The 16,124-nt window shown below is 62.1% G+C and carries 16 protein-coding genes; 13 read left to right on the top strand and 3 right to left on the bottom strand.

Translation table 11 applies throughout. The features are described from left to right. Window positions 1–64 precede the first annotated feature (64 nt). Together pncB and gcvA are read right to left on the bottom strand one after the other, a co-directional pair. The gene (gene pncB, locus ACYG9Z_RS16030) at window positions 65–1,369 is read right to left on the bottom strand and encodes a nicotinate phosphoribosyltransferase (RefSeq protein WP_023671281.1); all 1,305 of its coding nucleotides are present in this window, start codon (window positions 1,367–1,369) and stop codon (window positions 65–67) included. Between the two features lie 169 nt (window positions 1,370–1,538). Continuing rightward, window positions 1,539–2,507 (bottom strand): transcriptional regulator GcvA, encoded by a 969-nt coding sequence (gene gcvA, locus ACYG9Z_RS16025; protein ID WP_023671280.1) that lies wholly within the window; start codon window positions 2,505–2,507, stop codon window positions 1,539–1,541. Between the two features lie 205 nt (window positions 2,508–2,712). On the opposite strand from gcvA, the gene speB reads away from it, so the two are divergent. From speB to ACYG9Z_RS15985, 8 genes are all read left to right on the top strand, one after another. Beyond that, window positions 2,713–3,774, top strand: a complete 1,062-nt coding sequence (gene speB, locus ACYG9Z_RS16020) for an agmatinase (RefSeq protein WP_023695895.1) — start codon at window positions 2,713–2,715, stop codon at window positions 3,772–3,774. Between the two features lie 83 nt (window positions 3,775–3,857). Next, window positions 3,858–4,652, top strand: a complete 795-nt coding sequence (locus tag ACYG9Z_RS16015; protein ID WP_023752487.1) for a transporter substrate-binding domain-containing protein — start codon at window positions 3,858–3,860, stop codon at window positions 4,650–4,652. A 6-nt stretch (window positions 4,653–4,658) separates the two neighbouring features. Then, window positions 4,659–5,315 carry an amino acid ABC transporter permease gene (locus tag ACYG9Z_RS16010; protein WP_023752488.1) on the top strand — a complete coding sequence of 219 codons (657 nt, stop codon included), beginning with the start codon at window positions 4,659–4,661 and terminating at the stop codon, window positions 5,313–5,315. Continuing rightward, window positions 5,312–5,959, top strand: coding sequence for an amino acid ABC transporter permease (locus tag ACYG9Z_RS16005; RefSeq protein WP_023711356.1), 648 nt, complete (start codon window positions 5,312–5,314; stop codon window positions 5,957–5,959). The genes ACYG9Z_RS16010 and ACYG9Z_RS16005 overlap by 4 nt, the downstream gene beginning before the upstream one ends. Window positions 5,960–6,023: 64 nt before the next feature. Beyond that, a complete protein-coding gene (locus ACYG9Z_RS16000; protein ID WP_023671275.1) occupies window positions 6,024–7,112 on the top strand; it encodes an ABC transporter substrate-binding protein in 1,089 nt (362 codons plus the stop codon). A gap of 77 nt (window positions 7,113–7,189) precedes the next feature. Then, on the top strand, window positions 7,190–8,227 hold the full coding sequence (locus ACYG9Z_RS15995) for an ABC transporter ATP-binding protein (RefSeq protein WP_023671274.1): 1,038 nt from the start codon (window positions 7,190–7,192) through the stop codon (window positions 8,225–8,227). Beyond that, window positions 8,224–9,078, top strand: a complete 855-nt coding sequence (locus ACYG9Z_RS15990; protein WP_023671273.1) for an ABC transporter permease — start codon at window positions 8,224–8,226, stop codon at window positions 9,076–9,078. Before ACYG9Z_RS15995 ends, ACYG9Z_RS15990 begins: the two co-directional genes overlap by 4 nt. After that, window positions 9,075–9,878: an ABC transporter permease gene (locus ACYG9Z_RS15985; protein WP_023752489.1), complete on the top strand. Its 804-nt coding sequence runs from the start codon at window positions 9,075–9,077 to the stop codon at window positions 9,876–9,878. The genes ACYG9Z_RS15990 and ACYG9Z_RS15985 overlap by 4 nt, the downstream gene beginning before the upstream one ends. 173 nt (window positions 9,879–10,051) lie before the next feature. Here ACYG9Z_RS15985 and ACYG9Z_RS15980 read toward each other — a convergent pair whose 3' ends face one another. Continuing rightward, window positions 10,052–11,050 (bottom strand): LacI family DNA-binding transcriptional regulator, encoded by a 999-nt coding sequence (locus tag ACYG9Z_RS15980; RefSeq protein WP_023752490.1) that lies wholly within the window; start codon window positions 11,048–11,050, stop codon window positions 10,052–10,054. A gap of 195 nt (window positions 11,051–11,245) precedes the next feature. On the opposite strand from ACYG9Z_RS15980, the gene ACYG9Z_RS15975 reads away from it, so the two are divergent. The 5 genes from ACYG9Z_RS15975 to ACYG9Z_RS15955 are packed head-to-tail and all read left to right on the top strand — an operon-like array spanning window position 11,246 to window position 15,954. Beyond that, on the top strand, window positions 11,246–12,286 hold the full coding sequence (locus tag ACYG9Z_RS15975; RefSeq protein WP_023829337.1) for an ABC transporter substrate-binding protein: 1,041 nt from the start codon (window positions 11,246–11,248) through the stop codon (window positions 12,284–12,286). Window positions 12,287–12,313: 27 nt separating this feature from the next. After that, the gene (locus ACYG9Z_RS15970) at window positions 12,314–13,351 is read left to right on the top strand and encodes an ABC transporter ATP-binding protein (protein ID WP_023700444.1); all 1,038 of its coding nucleotides are present in this window, start codon (window positions 12,314–12,316) and stop codon (window positions 13,349–13,351) included. After that, the gene (locus ACYG9Z_RS15965; protein WP_023752492.1) at window positions 13,348–14,235 is read left to right on the top strand and encodes an ABC transporter permease; all 888 of its coding nucleotides are present in this window, start codon (window positions 13,348–13,350) and stop codon (window positions 14,233–14,235) included. Before ACYG9Z_RS15970 ends, ACYG9Z_RS15965 begins: the two co-directional genes overlap by 4 nt. After that, entirely contained in the window at window positions 14,228–15,019 is a 792-nt protein-coding gene (locus ACYG9Z_RS15960; protein ID WP_023703703.1) for an ABC transporter permease, read from the top strand. Before ACYG9Z_RS15965 ends, ACYG9Z_RS15960 begins: the two co-directional genes overlap by 8 nt. A gap of 14 nt (window positions 15,020–15,033) precedes the next feature. Beyond that, complete coding sequence (locus ACYG9Z_RS15955; RefSeq protein WP_023752493.1) at window positions 15,034–15,954, top strand: phosphorylase family protein; 921 nt, start codon at window positions 15,034–15,036, stop codon at window positions 15,952–15,954. Window positions 15,955–16,124: the final 170 nt, after the last annotated feature.

Below are 16,124 nucleotides of genomic sequence, written 5' to 3'. Positions count from 1 at the left end.
GGGGGTGGGCGGGAACTCACGCTATCGCGATTTCCATTTCGTCCAGCAAGGCACCCGCCGACCCTCAAACCTTGACCAGCTGCTCCACGCGATCCTTCGCCCCAAAAATCCGGAGATAGCGCTCGATCTCCTTCTTGTCGCCCGTCGCTTTCGCCGGATTGTCCGACAGCTTCACCGCCGGCCGGCCATTGGCCTCCGTCACCTTGCAGACCAGCGATATCGCATCGAGGCTGTTGGTTTCGGTCGGCGCGCAGCCTTCGAAATCGTTGGTGAGGTTGGTGCCCCAGCCGAAGGACATGCGCACCTTGCCCTTGAAGTGCCTGTAGGTCTCCTCGATGGTTTCGACCTCGAGACCGTCGGAGAAGATCAGCAGCTTCTGCCTGGGGTCCTTGCCCTTCTCGCGCCACCAGTCGATGATTTTTTCGCCGCCTTCGATCGGCGGCGCGCTGTCGGGGCGGAAGCCGGTCCAGTCGGCGACCCAGTCCGGGGCGTCGCGCAGGAAGGATGCGGTGCCGAAAGCGTCGGGCAGCACGATCAGCAGGTTGCCGCCGTAATAGCGCTGCCAGTCCTGCAGCACCTTGTAGGGCGATTCCTTCAATTCCTTTTCCGACTTGGCAAGGGCGGCAAAAACCATCGGCAATTCATGCGCGTTGGTGCCGAGCGCTTCGAGGTCGTTGTCCATCGCCAGCAGCACGTTCGAGGTGCCGGTGAAGGCTTCGCCGATGCCTTCCTTGAGCGCCTCGACGCACCAGCGCTGCCACAGGAAGGAATGGCGGCGGCGGGTGCCGAAATCGGAGATGCGGATGCCGGGCAGCGCCTTCAAGCGTTCGGTCTTGGCCCACATCTTCCCCTTGGCGCGTGCATAGAGCACGTCAAGCGCGAAGGGACCGAAGGCGCGCATGGCGGCGCGGGAACGAAGCTCATTGATGATCGCCAGCGCCGGGATTTCCCACAGGGTGGTGTACATCCAGGGACCGCTGAAGGAGAGCTCGTACTGACCGTCGCGCTTGGACAGCTCGTAGTCGGGCAGCCGAAAACCTTCCAGCCAGCCGAGGAATTCCGGCTCGAAGATCTGCTTGCGGCCATAGAAATTGTTACCGCCAAGCCAGATCATCTCCTTCTTGGAGAAGCGCAGCGTGCGAGCATGGTCGAGCTGGTCGCGCAATTCGCCTTCGTCGATGTCGTCGGCAAGCCGCACCGAGGTAGTGCGGTTGATCAGCGAAAAGGTGGCGTCGACCTTGGGGTACATGCCCCAGATCATCTGCAGCATCAGAAGCTTGTAGAAATCGGTGTCGAGCAGGCTGCGGACGATCGGGTCCAGCTTCCAGGTGTGGTTGTAAACGCGCCGCGCTATATCGGTTCTTGCCATGTCCTGCCGTCGCCTTCGCTGCTCACGTCTGTCTTACGCAATTCCGGACGGAAAACCGCCGCACTCGTTTCCTGGAATTGCCTGGCAAGAGCTTAGTAGCATTGAATTTTTGAAAGCGCTTCCCGCTTTCCGGGCTGGCCCGACAAAAAGCAGTCGCTCCGGTCCAGCCTCAACTCTTGGCGCCCACCACCCGCAGCGCCGGACGCTTCCGGCGGCTGCCGATGCGGCCGGCCACCGGCGCGTCGGCCCGGCTGTCGGCCTGTTCCTTTTCGGCAAACAGCCAGTCGACGAACAATTGCACGATCGGCGCCGAACGCATCTCGTTGCGGCAGACGACGTAGAAATCGTCGACTGCCGGCACCGACAGGCTGAACGGCGCCACCAGCAGGCCCCTGGCGAGCAGCATGCTGGCGGTGACGGAATCGCCGAGCGCCACGCCATGTCCGTGCACCGCGGCTTCGATCGCCGTACGGGCGTCGCCGAGATGGTGGCGGCGGCCACGTTCGAGGTCGAGCCCATCGGCGGCGGCCAGCCAGGTGTGCCATTCGCGGCCATCATCGCCATGCAGGATGACATGGCCAGCAAGATCCCGGCAGATGCGGAGCGGCCGGTTGTTGATCAGCGTCGGACTGACCACCGGGAACAGTTCGAGGCCCGACCATTTGCGCATCCAGCAATCGGTCCAGCTGCCGTCGCCATAGAGCACGCAGACATCGACCTGTGGGGCGCGGATGTCCTTGGGGTCGTTGGACGGGATCAGCGTCAGCCTGATGTCGGGGTATTGCGCCATGAAGCTGCCGAGCCGCGGCGTCATCCATAGAAGCAGCAGCGCCGGCACGCAGGACACCGACAGTGTACCGGCGCTGGCTGGCCTGGTCATGCGCTGGGTGGCGGCGGCGATGCCGTCGAAGGCGGTCGAGACCGCCGGCAGCAATTCGGCGCCGTGCGGGGTGAGCTTTACCCGCTGTCCGGTGCGTTCGAACAGTTTTACTCCGAGTGATTGCTCGAGCGCCTTGATCTGGTGGCTGATCGCGCCGTGGGTGACGTTGAGCTCACTCGCCGCCTTGGTCAGCGAGGCATGCCGCGCCGTCGCCTCGAAGGCGCGCAAGGGATTCAAGGGGGGCAGACGCTTGGCCATGCGCAACCGGATACTCTGTGAGATTTTCTCACAATCAGCACCGTAACAATATCAATTGATTTTTCAATGCGGCTGCCGGACACTTTGGCAGGTCAACAGCATTAATGACGTGAAATCTACAGGCAGCCAGCGGGACAGCGACCCGGCCGGATGATGGTGTTTGCAGACGCTGCCGCATGCACCAGCCCGGCAGGAGGAGACCGACATGGGTTATGACAGAGGCAAGCTCGACGCGCTGCGCCGCAAATATGGCGAGAGCCATGGCGGCGAGATGTTCGACCCGAAGTTCCGCAAGGTCGCCGACAAGATCTTCTCCAAGAGCGGCACCCGACTCGCGCCCTATGCCGGCATCCCGACCTTCCTCGCCGCGCCCTACCGTGAAATCGCTGCCGACAATCCGGATTTCGGCGATTTGCAGGTGGCGATCATCGGCGTGCCGATGGATCTCGGCGTCACCAACCGGCCCGGCTCGCGCTTCGGGCCAAGGGCGCTGCGCGCCATCGAGCGCATCGGCCCTTACAATCATGTGCTGGAATGCGCGCCGACGCATGAGCTGCGCGTCGCCGACATCGGCGATACGCCGTTCCGCAGCCGCTACCGGCTGGAGGTCAGCCACGAAGACATCGAGCGCCGCACCAACCAGATCGTCGATGCCGGCGTGCTGCCGCTTTCGGTCGGCGGCGACCACTCGATCAGCCATCCGATCCTGAAGGCGGTCGGCAAGAAGGCGCCGGTCGGCATGATCCATATCGACGCCCATTGCGACACAAGCGGGCTGTTCGACATGACCAAGTTCCATCATGGCGGACCGTTCCGCAACGCGGTGCTGGACGGCGTGCTCGACCCCACCCGCACCATCCAGATCGGCATCCGCGGCTCGGCGGAGTATCTGTGGGAGTTCACCTATGAATCCGGCATGACGGTCGTGCATGCCGAAGAGGTGACGGGTCTCGGCATCCCGGCCATCATCGAGAAGGCGCGCAGAATAGTCGGCGACGGCCCGACCTACATTTCCTTCGACGTCGACAGTGTCGATCCGGCCTTCGCGCCAGGCACCGGCACGCCGGAAATCGGCGGCCTGACGACGCGCGAAGTGCTCGAACTGCTGCGCGGCTTGAAAGGCCTCAACATCGTCGGCGGCGACGTCGTCGAGGTGGCGCCGCAATATGACGCGACCACCAACACCGCCCATGTCGGCGCCCAGGTCCTTTTCGAGATCCTGAGCCTGATGGTGTTCAGCCCGGCGATCACCGGCAAGGGGGCCTGACGGATTTCACATGCAAAGGCGGCCGCCGCGCTGGAGCCGGCGGCCGTTTCCAAAACAAACAAGCTTCCAGAAGGCGAATACCAATGACAATCCAAATGAAATCAACCATCGCCGCCGCGCTGATGCTCGCCGGCCTCGGCTTCGCCGCCCAGGCCAATGCCGACGCCGTCGACGACATCACCAAGGCCGGCGCCATCAATGTCGGCATCTTCTCCGACTTTCCGCCCTTCTCCTCGGCCAGCGCCGATATGAGCATCAAGGGTTACGACGTCGACGTCGCGCAGGCGATCGCCGATTCACTCAAGGTGAAGCTCAATCTGGTCAGCGTCACCGGCCAGAACCGCATCCCGTATCTCACCGACAAGCGCGTCGATATCCTGATGAGCGTCGGCTATTCCAAGGAGCGCGAGGAGGTCATCGATTTCGCCGCCGCCTATGCGCCCTATTACATCGCCGTCATCGGTCCGGCAGCGCTTTCGATCAAAGGCAAGGAAGATCTCGCCGACAAGTCGATCGCCGTCAATCGCGGCACGCTGGAGGATACGTCGCTGACCGAAGCGGCGCCGGCATCGGCCGACATCAAGCGCTTCGACAACTACAATTCCGTCATCCAGGCCTTCATCTCGGGCCAGACCCAGCTGATGGTGGTCGGCAATGATGTCGGCGCCCAGGTGCTGGCCAAGCAGGACGCGCTGAAGCCGGAGCAGAAGTTCCAGCTTCTGACCTCGCCTTCGCATATCGGCCTCAACAAGAAAGAGGACCGGCTGAAGACGGCGGTCAATGATGCGGTTGCCAAGATGCTGGCCGACGGCAAGCTCGATGAGAGCTCGAAGGCCTGGCTGAAGACGCCGCTCAATCCCGACAACCTCAAGGATTGAGTTCTCGTGGCCTTTGCCTGGCTCCCAGGCGCTGTGGGCGACATCGCGCGCGGCGCGGCCACGACGATCCTGTTGATCGTCGTGACCACGCTCGTGGGCACGCTGCTCAGCATCATGGGCGCTGCCGGCCGGCGCAACGGCCCGGTATTCGTGAAGCGCGCCATCGCGGTGTATGTCGAGGTGATGCGCAACACGCCGTTCCTGGTGCAGCTGTTCTTCATCTTCTTCGGACTGCCCAGCCTCGGCATAAGGCTCGATCCGATCCTGGCAGCCATGTTGGCAATGACGCTCAACATGGCGGCCTACACCATTGAAATCGTCGGCGCCGGTCTCGATGCCGTGCCCGGCGGACAGACGGAAGCCGCCTTGGCACTCGGGCTTCGGCCACGCCAGGTGTTTGTCAAGATCGTGCTGCCGCAGGCGCTCAAGGTGATCTATCCGGCGCTGACCAGCCAGATCGTCATCATGATGCTGGAATCGGCCGTGGTGTCGCAGATCGCCGTGCGCGAGCTGACCTATGAGGCCGACATGCTGCAAGCCCGCACCTTCCGCTCCTTCGAAACCTATTTCGTCGTGACCCTGGTCTACCTCGTCCTGTCCATGGCCTTGCGCCGGCTGCTGGTCACAGGCGGGCGCCGCGTATTGGGGGCAGGTGTCACATGATCGAATTCACCCTCTGGGACATCGTTCGCAATCTGCTGCTCGCCGCCCGCTGGACGGTGCTGTTGTCGCTGGCCGCCTTCGTCGGCGGGGCGCTGGTCGGGCTGATCGTGCTGTTCTTCAGGATCGCAGAGAATAAATGGAGCCAGCGGGTCGCTTCCGGCTACATCGCCCTGTTCCAGGGAACGCCGCTGTTGATGCAGCTGTTCCTGATGTTCTTCGGCCTGCCGATGCTCGGCCTGCGCATCGAGCCATGGACGGCAGCGGTGCTCGGCCTGACCTTCTTCGCCAGCGCCTATCTGGCCGAGATCTGGCGCAGCGGCGTCGATGCGCTGCCGCTGGGACAGTGGGATGCCGGCGCCAGCCTCGGCCTGCACCGCCTGCAGGAGCTCAGGCTGATCATCCTGCCGCAGGCGTTCTCGATCACAAGGGCGCCGATCGTCGGCTTCCTGGTGCAGTTGATCAAATCGACGGCGCTGACCTCGATCATCGGCTTCGAGGAGCTGGTCAGAACCTCCAACGCCATCAACAACGCCACCTTCGAACCGTTCAAGGTCTACGGGCTGGTGGCGCTGATCTTCTTCGTCATGTGCTTTCCACTGACGCAATACGCCCGTACGCTCGAACAACGAGCGGCGGCCCACTGACGCCAGGGGGCGACAGTGCGTGAAGGGAACCTGCCGGGAACGGCATCAACTGAGGAGAAACCAGATGAACAGACTGATCGGAAAATCCCTGACACGGCGCGGCGTGCTTGGTGCGGGCCTCGCTACAGCCGGCGTGCTCGCCATGCCGTCGATCCTGCGCGCGCAGGACAAGTCGCTGAAGGTCGGCGTCTATGGCGGCTATTTCAAGAAATCCTTTGACGAGCACGTCTTCCCAGATTTTACCAAGGCCACCGGCATTGCAGTGGAATCGGTCGCCGAGCCGACCGGCGAAGCCTGGCTGGTGCAGCTCGAACAGGCGTCCAAGGCAGGCCAGGCGCCGGCCGACCTTTCGATGATGTCGCAGACCTCGACGCTGAAGGGCCAGTCGACCGAATTATGGACGCCGCTCGATACGTCGAAGTTCAAGCACTACAACGACCTCTTGCCGCGCTTCGTCAACAAATATCCGGATGGCCGGGTCGCCGGCATCGGCGCCGTCGCCTGGTGGATCACGCTGGTCTCCAACACCGATGTCTACAAAGATGCGCCGACCTCATGGGAGACGCTGTGGGACAAGGCCAATGAGGACAAGCTTGGCCTTCTGGCACTTGCCTCGAACTCGTTCCTGCTCGAAGTGACGGCAAAGACCTTCATGGGCGGCACCAATGCGCTCGACACCGAGGACGGACTGAACAAGGCATTCGAAAAGCTCGCCGAGCTCAAGCCGAATGTCCGGCTGTGGTATCGCGACGAGGCGCAGTTCGAGCAGGCGCTGAAGTCGGGCGAGATCCCGATGGGCCAGTATTATCACGACGTCACCGGCCTCGCGGTCGCCGACGGCTTCCATGTCCGCTCGACCTTCCCGAAGGAAGGCGGCATCCAGGATTCCGGCAATTGGGTGCTGTCGCGCGCCTCGACCAAGGTCGACGAGGCGCATGCCTTCATCGACTATATGAGCCAGCCGTCGATGCAGGGCCTGATGTCGCGCAAGGTCGGAACCACGCCGACGCTGAAGAAAGAGGTGCTCGACCTCAAGCCGGAAGAGTTCGCAGCCGTGTCGTCGGATATCGATCCGATCATCCCGCGCTACGACCTCTATACGTCGAAGGCCGACTGGATCAACCAGAAGTGGACCGAGCTGATCGTCGGCTGAGCCGTTCGATCCGTCTGAACCACAGCGGCCGCCGGCATAGTCCGGCGGCCCCTTAGCAAACCCTCCAAGGGATGAGCATGTCCGGACTAGACATCAACGCCGTCACCAAAAAATTCGGCAACTTCGCCGCCGTCGACAATGTCCAGCTCAACGTGCCGCATGGCACGTTCGTGTGTCTGCTCGGCCCGTCGGGCTGCGGCAAGACCACGCTGCTGCGCATGATTGCCGGACTGGAGGAGCCGACCAGCGGCGCCATCGTGCTCGACGGCGAGGACATCACGCCTTTGCCGACGCACAAGCGCAATCTCGGCATGGTGTTCCAGTCGCTGGCGCTGTTTCCGCATCTCTCCGTCGGCGACAACATCGCCTATGCGCTGCGCATTCGCGGCGCCTCGAAGGAGGAGCAGAAGAAACGCGTCGACGAGTTGCTGGGCCTCATCCATCTGACCGGCTTTGCCGACCGTCCGGTGGCCAAACTATCGGGCGGTCAGCGCCAGCGCGTGGCAATTGCGCGGGCCTTGGCGCTGTCGCCGAAACTGTTCCTGCTCGACGAGCCGCTGTCGGCGCTCGACGCCAAACTGCGCGAGGCCATGCAGGTAGAACTGCGCCAGTTGCAGCAGCGGTTGGGCATCACCACCATCGTCGTCACCCACGACCAGCGCGAAGCCATGACCATGGCCGACCTGGTCGTCGTCATGGGCCACGGCAGGATCCTGCAGGCGGCGCCGCCAATCGAGATCTACCGCAAGCCGGCCGACGCCTTCGTCGCGGACTTCATCGGCATCACCAATCTGCTGCCGGCCGAGATCGACAGCACCGGGCGCACCACCATTCTGGGCACAGCCATTCCAGGTCTTGCCATGCCGGCGGGTCAGACCAAAGCTTCTGTATCGGTCCGCCCCGAGGATGTGCATCTCGGCAGCCCCGGCGGCTCGGCCATCACCGGCGAGGTGAGTTTCGTGCGCGATCTCGGCGGCACCATCGAGACCTTCGTCGACGTCGGCGGCACCAGCATCATTGCGGTGACGACGCCGCGCGAGCGGCATGACGTGCCGGTCGGCGCCAAGGTCGGCGTAACATTGCCGCCGGCAAGCTGCGTGGTGCTCGGCGCATGAGACGCGAAGCCCCGAAGTCGATAGCCGACTACACGCCGCTGTTCTTTCCGGCGCTGATGCTGGTCGTCTTCTTCGTCGTGCCGTTCTCGACGATGATCGCGGTCAGCTTCTTCAAACGCAACCCGTCCGGTTTCTACACGCCGGACTTCGTGTTCGACAATTACGCCCGCTTCCTGTCGGTGTTCTTCGGCGGCGTGCTCGGCTTTTCGCTGCTGCTGGCGGTGCTGGTCGCCGTCTGCTGCGTGGCCATCGCCTTTCCCTTCACCTACCTTTTGACCCGCCGGCCGCGCCGCGTGCAGACGCTGTGGCTGGTCGGCCTCCTGTCGGTGCTGTCGCTGTCGGAAGTCATTATCGGCTTTGCCTGGTCGACGCTGTTTTCGCGCACCGCCGGCATCACCAATTTGTTCGTGGCGATCGGGCTGATGGACAAGCCGGTGGCGCTGCTGCCGACCTTTGGCGCGGTGCTGACCGGCATGGTCTACCAGGCGCTGCCCTATACGATCCTGGTGCTGTACCCCGCCCTCGTGCGCCTCGACCCGACATTGCTCGAGGCAGCGCGCACGCTCGGCGCCTCGCCGATCCGCGCCTTCTTCAACGTCGTCGCGCCGGCATTGCGCAACACCATTGTGGCGACACTGATCATGGTCTTCGTGTTCGCCCTCGGCTCGTATCTTTTGCCGCAGATTCTGGGACGGCCGCAGCACTGGACGCTGTCGGTGCTGATCACCGACCAGGCGATCTACCAGTCCAACATGCCGTTCGCGGCCGCAATGGCGGTGTTCCTGGTGCTGATCTCGCTGGCGCTGGTCGGACTGACGCTGCTCGTCGGACGAAGGGAGAACGCCCTATGACCGCGACCTTGCTGCGCCGTGTCTATTTCACCATCGTCGCTTTGTTTCTGGCGGCGCCGCTGATCGTCGTCGCCGGCGTGTCGGTGAATTCGCGGCAGGAGCTCAGCTTCCCGCCGGTCGGCTTCTCGCTCGCCTGGTACGCCCAGATCTTCACCGATCCGGAATGGCGCCTGGCGCTGATCCATTCGGTGACGCTGGCCGTCTGCTCGGCGGCGATTGCCGTGGCGGTGGCGCTGCCGCTGGCCTGGTTCCTGTGGCGGCGCATCGCGCCCTGGGCAAACATCTTTCAGGTGCTGGGGCTTGCCCCCTTCATCCTGCCGCCGGTCATCACCGCGCTTGGCTTCCTCTCCTTCTGGGCGACGGTCGGGCTGTTCGGCCAGTTCTTCACCGCCATCATCAGCCACGCTATCTTCTTCGTGACGCTGCCGCTGGTGACGCTGTCGCTGGGCTTTGCCTCGATCGACCGCTCGCTGGTAGAGGCCGCCGCCACCATGGGCGCGGACGACCGCACGTTGCTGAAGACCGTGGTGCTGCCGCTGATCCTGCCCTACCTCGTCTCGGGCTACGCCTTCGCCTTCGTCTTGTCGCTCAACGAATACATCGTCGCCTACATGACGATCGGCTTCACCACCGAGACGCTGCCCATCAAGATCTTCAACGCGCTGCGCTATGGCTACACGCCGACCATGGCTTCGGTGTCGGTGTTCTTCGTGGCGGTGGCGGCACTGGTGTTCGGCTCGATCGCCAGGTTCGGCGATATACGCAGGCTGCTCGGCGCGATGTCGTCGGACGGGAGCTGAGCGCATTCATTTGTAACAGCACCAGTACAGCACCCCTCGATCGCTGCTCAGACCACCAATGCCATGAAGGTGCTGAGTGCACCCTCGCGCAGGCGGCAGCTTCGCGCCTCATCTCGGACTCAGGGGTGAACCTAAGTGCTCCTCGAAAGCGGACAACTGACTTCTTCGCCCGACTAGTCGCCAGGGTCGAACTCACCTTTGAACAAGACTGTCTTCACCGGCCCGAGGGGATTGACGATCCGGCTCTCCAGGACTTCGACAAGTTTGCGTCCGACACCCGCTATGTCCACGAAATGAACGCCGATCTTCGCAGGCAAGAAACGTGACAGCCGCGTGCTGTCCCGAGTGACAATGTGGATGTCACTCCCGGGCGCGAGACCTCTTCTGCCAAGAGCGTGTAGTGCCCCCAGAAGGCCCAGTTCGTTGGCGCAAGCCAAGCCCGTCGGCGGATCTGACCAGGCCAGCATGCGATCGAACCAGGCTGCGCTCGATTCCATGGTGAACATTCCATGACCGATCAGCGACTGGTCGATCGGAATACCAGCCTCGGCCATTGCCCTTCCATACCCGGAAAGACGCATGGCACTCGCCTGGTCGCCCGGAACGAGAAGTTGCAGCGCAATGCGTCGGCAGCCCTTGTCCATGAGCCGCCGGGTCGCCTCGTAGGCAATCTGTTCATTGTCGATGTCGACATAAGGATATGCTGTATCCAGGTCAGTTCTTCCAAACGCGACGAATGGCATGCCTCTATCCAGCAATAGCTTAACGCGTGGATCACCCGAGACCATGCGCGTGATAATCAGTCCGTCTGTGCTGCCCGCCTGAAGCTGTCGCTGCACACTCTCGATGGGGTCATCATCGGGCGTGGTGGAGTAGATGGATAGACTATAACCCGCTTGCCGCGCCGCCAGCGTCATGCCTTCGATTAACGGAAGCTTCAACAGATCGGACAGATGATCTTGTGTTTCCATCGGGTAGATTGCTGTCATCGTCAGCGTGCGGCCAGTTTTGAGCGCGAAGCCATGATGATTTGGCACATAGCCGACCCGCTGCGCCACTTCCTTGACGCGAGCGATGGTGGCGGGATGAACCTCCGGCCCATCCTTCAGCGCGCGGGATACGGTGGTCACCGAAAGGGAAAGTTCCGCCGCGATCTGTTTCAGGTTGGTCATGTCGCCCGACCTCATTTGCGAAAGCGCCGGCTGATTTGCTGCCTTCCACTACGTGACCGAATTCCACCTCACGGTCAATCCAAGCTCTCGCTAAAGCAGCTTGACTCTCCTGCAATTGGATGCAATCGTAACGTTACGATTGGCAATAATTGGCCATTTTTAGCGCGTCTCAACAAATTCTAGGGAGGAGAACCTATGTCTTGGTTACGCATTTCATTGACGGCATTCGCATTCTCGGCCGCCGTGCCGGTCTATGCCCAATCAGTCACCATCACGACCGCGGGCGGCGATTATGGCAACGCCATGAAGGAAGCCATGTGGGCCCCCGCTGCAAAAGAGCTTGGCTATGCTGTCCGCGAGGAGACCCTCAGCGACGGCTTGGCCGCCCTGAAGATGCAGGTTACCTCGGGCGCGGTCACAACCGACGTCATTCACCTGGGCTCACCGGAGGGCGCGCAGGCCGCCGCACAGTCGCTGCTGGAGCCGCTCGACTACACGATCATCGACCCAAAGGCCGTGCCGGACGGCGCAAAGTCCGACTACTGCTATCCATTCGACTCCTATGGCACCGTCTTGTCGTGGAACACCAAGACCTATGGCGAAAACCCGCCGAAGACATGGGCGGAGTTCTGGGACGTTGCCAAATTCCCCGGCCGTCGTGCGCTGCGTGCCAATGCCCAGGACTCGATCGAGATCGCGCTGCTCTCCGATGGCGTAGCACCGGCGGACGTCTATCCCGTTCTCAGCACGCCAGAGGGTCTGGATCGCGCTATCAAGCGGCTCGAAGCACTCAAGCCAAATGTCGCCGTTTGGTGGACCTCGGGAGCGCAGTCGGCGCAGTTGCTGAAAGATGGTGAGGCGGATTTGGTCGTTACCTGGAACGGGCGGGCCCAAACCGTAAAAGCAGATGGCGGCGCGGCCGACTACACGTTCAAGGGTTCCGTCATTGGCACCGACTGTCTTGCGGTGCCGAAAGGGGCGCCGAACAAGGAAGCAGCTATGAAGCTCATCGCAGCGATGACACAGCCCGCGCGCGTGGCGAAGCTGACCGACTTCATAGCCTATGGCCCGGTCAATCCTGCTGGCTATGAGGGTGGCCTTATCCCCGAGGACCGTCTCAAGACGCTGGCGACCGCGCCTGAAAATGCCGGCACTTCGGTGTTTTCGAATTCAGAATGGTGGGTCAGGAATGGCGAGGCTGCCCAAAAAGCCTTCGATGAGATGATGGCCCGCTGAGTCTCAGCTCTAAGGCTTGAGCACATGATGAAGTCGCTCCCGATCACCATCGACAGCGTGCGCAAGACCTATGGATCTTACGTCGCGCTGGACGATGTCTCGCTCGATATTCGGGCTGGCGAATTCCTCACGCTGCTGGGGCCATCGGGATCGGGCAAGACCACGCTGCTCATGGCTCTGGCCGGCTTTGTCCGGCCGGATTCCGGTAGACTTCTGTTGGGCGATCGCGACATTACCCGCCTGGCCCCGAACAGGCGCAACATCGGCATAGTCTTCCAGAACTACGCCCTGTTTCCCCACATGAACGTTCTGGCAAATGTTGAGTATCCGCTGGTGCTGCGCAAGGTACCGAAAGCCGACGCCCGCCAGCGGGCGCTCGACACTTTGGACCGCGTGAAGCTCGAAGGTTTGGCGGAGCGCAACATTGCCGCATTGTCCGGCGGCCAGCGCCAGCGGGTTGCGTTAGCGCGGGCGATCGTCTTCGAGCCGCGCGTGATGCTGATGGACGAGCCGTTGTCGGCGCTCGACAAGAATTTGCGCGAAACCATGCAGTACGAGATCCGGCGTCTGCACGACGATCTGGGGATCACCACGATTTATGTGACGCATGACCAGCGCGAAGCACTGATCATGTCAGACCGGGTCGCGGTGATGAATTCCGGCCGTATTCAGCAGATCGACACGCCACAGCGGATTTATGATCGTCCATCGACCCGCTTTGTCGCGGAGTTCATGGGTGAGGCCAACATTGTGGCCCCGGGCGCGGTGCGCAGAATAGACGGCGCCGATGCATCAAGCGAAGCTCTGATGATCCGCGCCGAAAGTTTCCATCTTGATGCGAAGCTCGTCGGGCGAGACGGGGTGGCGCTCGAGGGAACGCTGCGCGCCAAGGCGTTTCGCGGCGAGAACTGGCTTTTGACGCTGGCACTTGACGGCGGGCAAGAGATTCTTGTCTGCGTTCCGGCGGCGATGGCCAGCGGCTGCGGCGAGCTTGCGACCGGTCAGCGAGTGACCGCATATGCACCGGCAGCGAAAGTTCACGCGATACCGGGAGCAGGAGCGTGACCGTCATCACCGATCCTGCGCTCGCGGCAGACGCACGACGCGAGCGGCGGTTCTTCCTGTCGCTTTCAGTGCCCGCGCTTTTGATCGTTGGGCTGGCGGCGATCCTGCCCATCGTCTGGATTATCCGGCAATCCTTCCTCACCACAGCGGGTGAATACACCGTCGGCAACTACGAGAAAGTGCTTTCGACCGGACTGACATGGTCGGCACTCGTCACCACCCTTGAGCTGTCCGTGGGCACGCTGGCGATCTGCATCCTACTCGGTACCCCCTTGGCGCTCGCCCTGGCCAGCACCAGACCAAGGGTGGCCAATTTGCTGATGGCCTTCGTCATGCTGCCGTTGTGGACCTCCATTCTGGTGCGCACCTATGGCTGGCTCGTTCTGTTGCGACGCGATGGCCTGATCAACGCGGCTTTGACCGGTTCAGGCCTGACAGCTGAGCCCTTGCCGCTGGTCTACAACTTAACGGGAACGCTCATCGGCATGGTTCACTACATGCTGCCGCTCTTCCTGCTCCCCGTTTATGCGGCGATGCGCGATATCGATGCAAACCTCGTTCGCGCGTCGGCGAGCATGGGCGCTACGCTCGGACAAACGATCCGCACGGTCATTCTGCCGCTTTCGGCCGGCGGCATCTTCTCGGGTTCGATCATCGTCTTCATTTACACCATAGGGTTCTTCATCACGCCCGCGGTGCTTGGCGGCGGCAAGGTAAACCCTCTTTCCACCCGGATCGAGCGCACGCTATCGACCTTCCAGGATTGGGGCTCGGCGAGCGTCCTGGGCATCCTGCTCCTCGTACTAATGGCGTTGGTGGGGGTGATGTTCCTGGCTGCGCGGCGGCTGATTGCCGGACGCAGCATCGGCACAGCCCATGCTTGAAGCCTATCCAGATAGCAGGCTGGCCCGCATCCTCCTGTGGAGCTTTTGCGCGCTCGTTATGGCGTTCCTGATGCTGCCGACGCTCGTCGTCGTGCCGCTCTCTTTTTCGGCGTCCAATCTTTTGGAGTTCCCGCCGCGCGCATACTCGTTGCGCTGGTACGAGGCTTTCTTCGGTTCGGCGGCATGGATGGCCGCACTCAGGACGAGCCTGATCCTTGGCACATTGACGGCGATGATCGCAGTGCCCCTGGGGCTGCTGGCCTGCATTTCGATAAATCGGCTCGGCGGAAAGGCCGCCATTGCCATTCAGGGTATTCTGCTAACCCCTTCTATCGTGCCGGGAATCCTGCTCGCGATTGGTCTCTTCTTTGTTCTGGCGGCCCAACGTCTGGTCGGAACGCTGTTCGGTGTCCTGGTCGGACATGTGGTGCTGGCCATTCCGGTCGCCTGCATTGTGTTGGTGCCCGCCTTGGCCCGCTTTGACTGGAACCAGGTTCAGGCGGCGCGCAGCCTGGGCGCAAACTGGGCAAGAGCCATTGGCGGAATAATTGTCCCCCAACTTCGGATAAGTCTGTTGTCGGCCACGCTGATGGCCTTCCTGACCTCGCTCGATGAATCCGTCATTTCGATCTTCGTCGCGAGTGGTCAAAACAGCACGCTGCCGAAGCTCATGTTCCTGTCGCTGCGCGATCAGATCGACCCGACCATTGCGGCGATTTCGACCTTGTGGACCGTCATCGTCGTGGTCGTTGTCCTCGTCGTGACCCTTCGCCAAAAATCCTGACCGAGATTGGAAACATGCCCAACAATCATCATGCAGCCGACGATCTGGCGGATCATTCAACGGACATACCCCAGGTGGGGTTGGCGATCATCACCGGCTCGGCGAATTGGGGTCTCGCCTTTCCGGAAGATGTCGAAGTCGATGGCGTCCGCACCTTGCAACGAGACATGAGTTTCGAAACCCCTTTCGGTCCCAGCGACAATTGGAAACTGCTCGAATTCGATGCATCTATTACCGTCGAGGGCAAAACGAAACGTGCCCTGTGCATGTATTCGCACGGCAATCCCCGAGACCATATCGACCATTCCTGTCATCGCCGCGCGTTCTGGGTCTTGATGAAAGCGGGTGTAAGGCAAGTGCTGGCCTGCTCGACCGTTGGCGCCGTCAACAAGGCGATCCAGCCCGGCGACATAGTCGTAAACGCCGATATCATCGAACTGTCGCAGACCCCGTTTTCACTTCTGCCTGGCCGCCAGAGCTTCGACTGCTCGGGCAAGCAGATCGTATGTCCAAGATGTGCGGCATTGTTGGCCGAGACCGCCCGGCGCCATTGGCCAGCCGGATGCCGCGTCCATGGCATCGAGCAGCAGCTGGTGGCTGCCCACTGCTACGGGCCGCGACTGACAACTCCCGCCGAAGCTCTGGCGTATCGACACATGGGAGCGGACGTGCTCAACCACTCGATCGCCCCTGAGGCCACCTTATCGCGCGAGATCGGCGCCTGTTTCGTGCCCCTGGCGTTCGTCACGGCCGGCTTCAACGACTATATGGACCGCGAGCGCCAGAAATTGCTGCAGGAGCACGTGCTGCCGAGCCTCTCTATGACAGCCTCGCGGGTTGCGCTGGAGACCGCGGCGCGACTTCCGGCCAATCCGGAATGCTCTTGCCACGGCTTGAAGTCGCCCCAACCGGCAGAGCGTTCTACCCGGTTCTGAAAAGCAGCGAGAGTCTGGGATCGTTCACTCGCAACGATGCTCGCGTCGAACTGAGAGTCCGCTTTTGAAGATCCCACGCCCGAAGCGTTCGGCCGCTTCCGGTCCAAAAGGCGACAACCAGACATCTGCTCTGCAGTGAATGCTTCGGGCAGTTGGCGGACCGCTTGGTG

Source organism: Mesorhizobium sp. RSR380A, assembly GCF_054719385.1.
The sequence above is the reverse complement of the archived record's forward strand: the minus strand, read 5'-3'. Positions and strand labels throughout refer to the sequence as shown.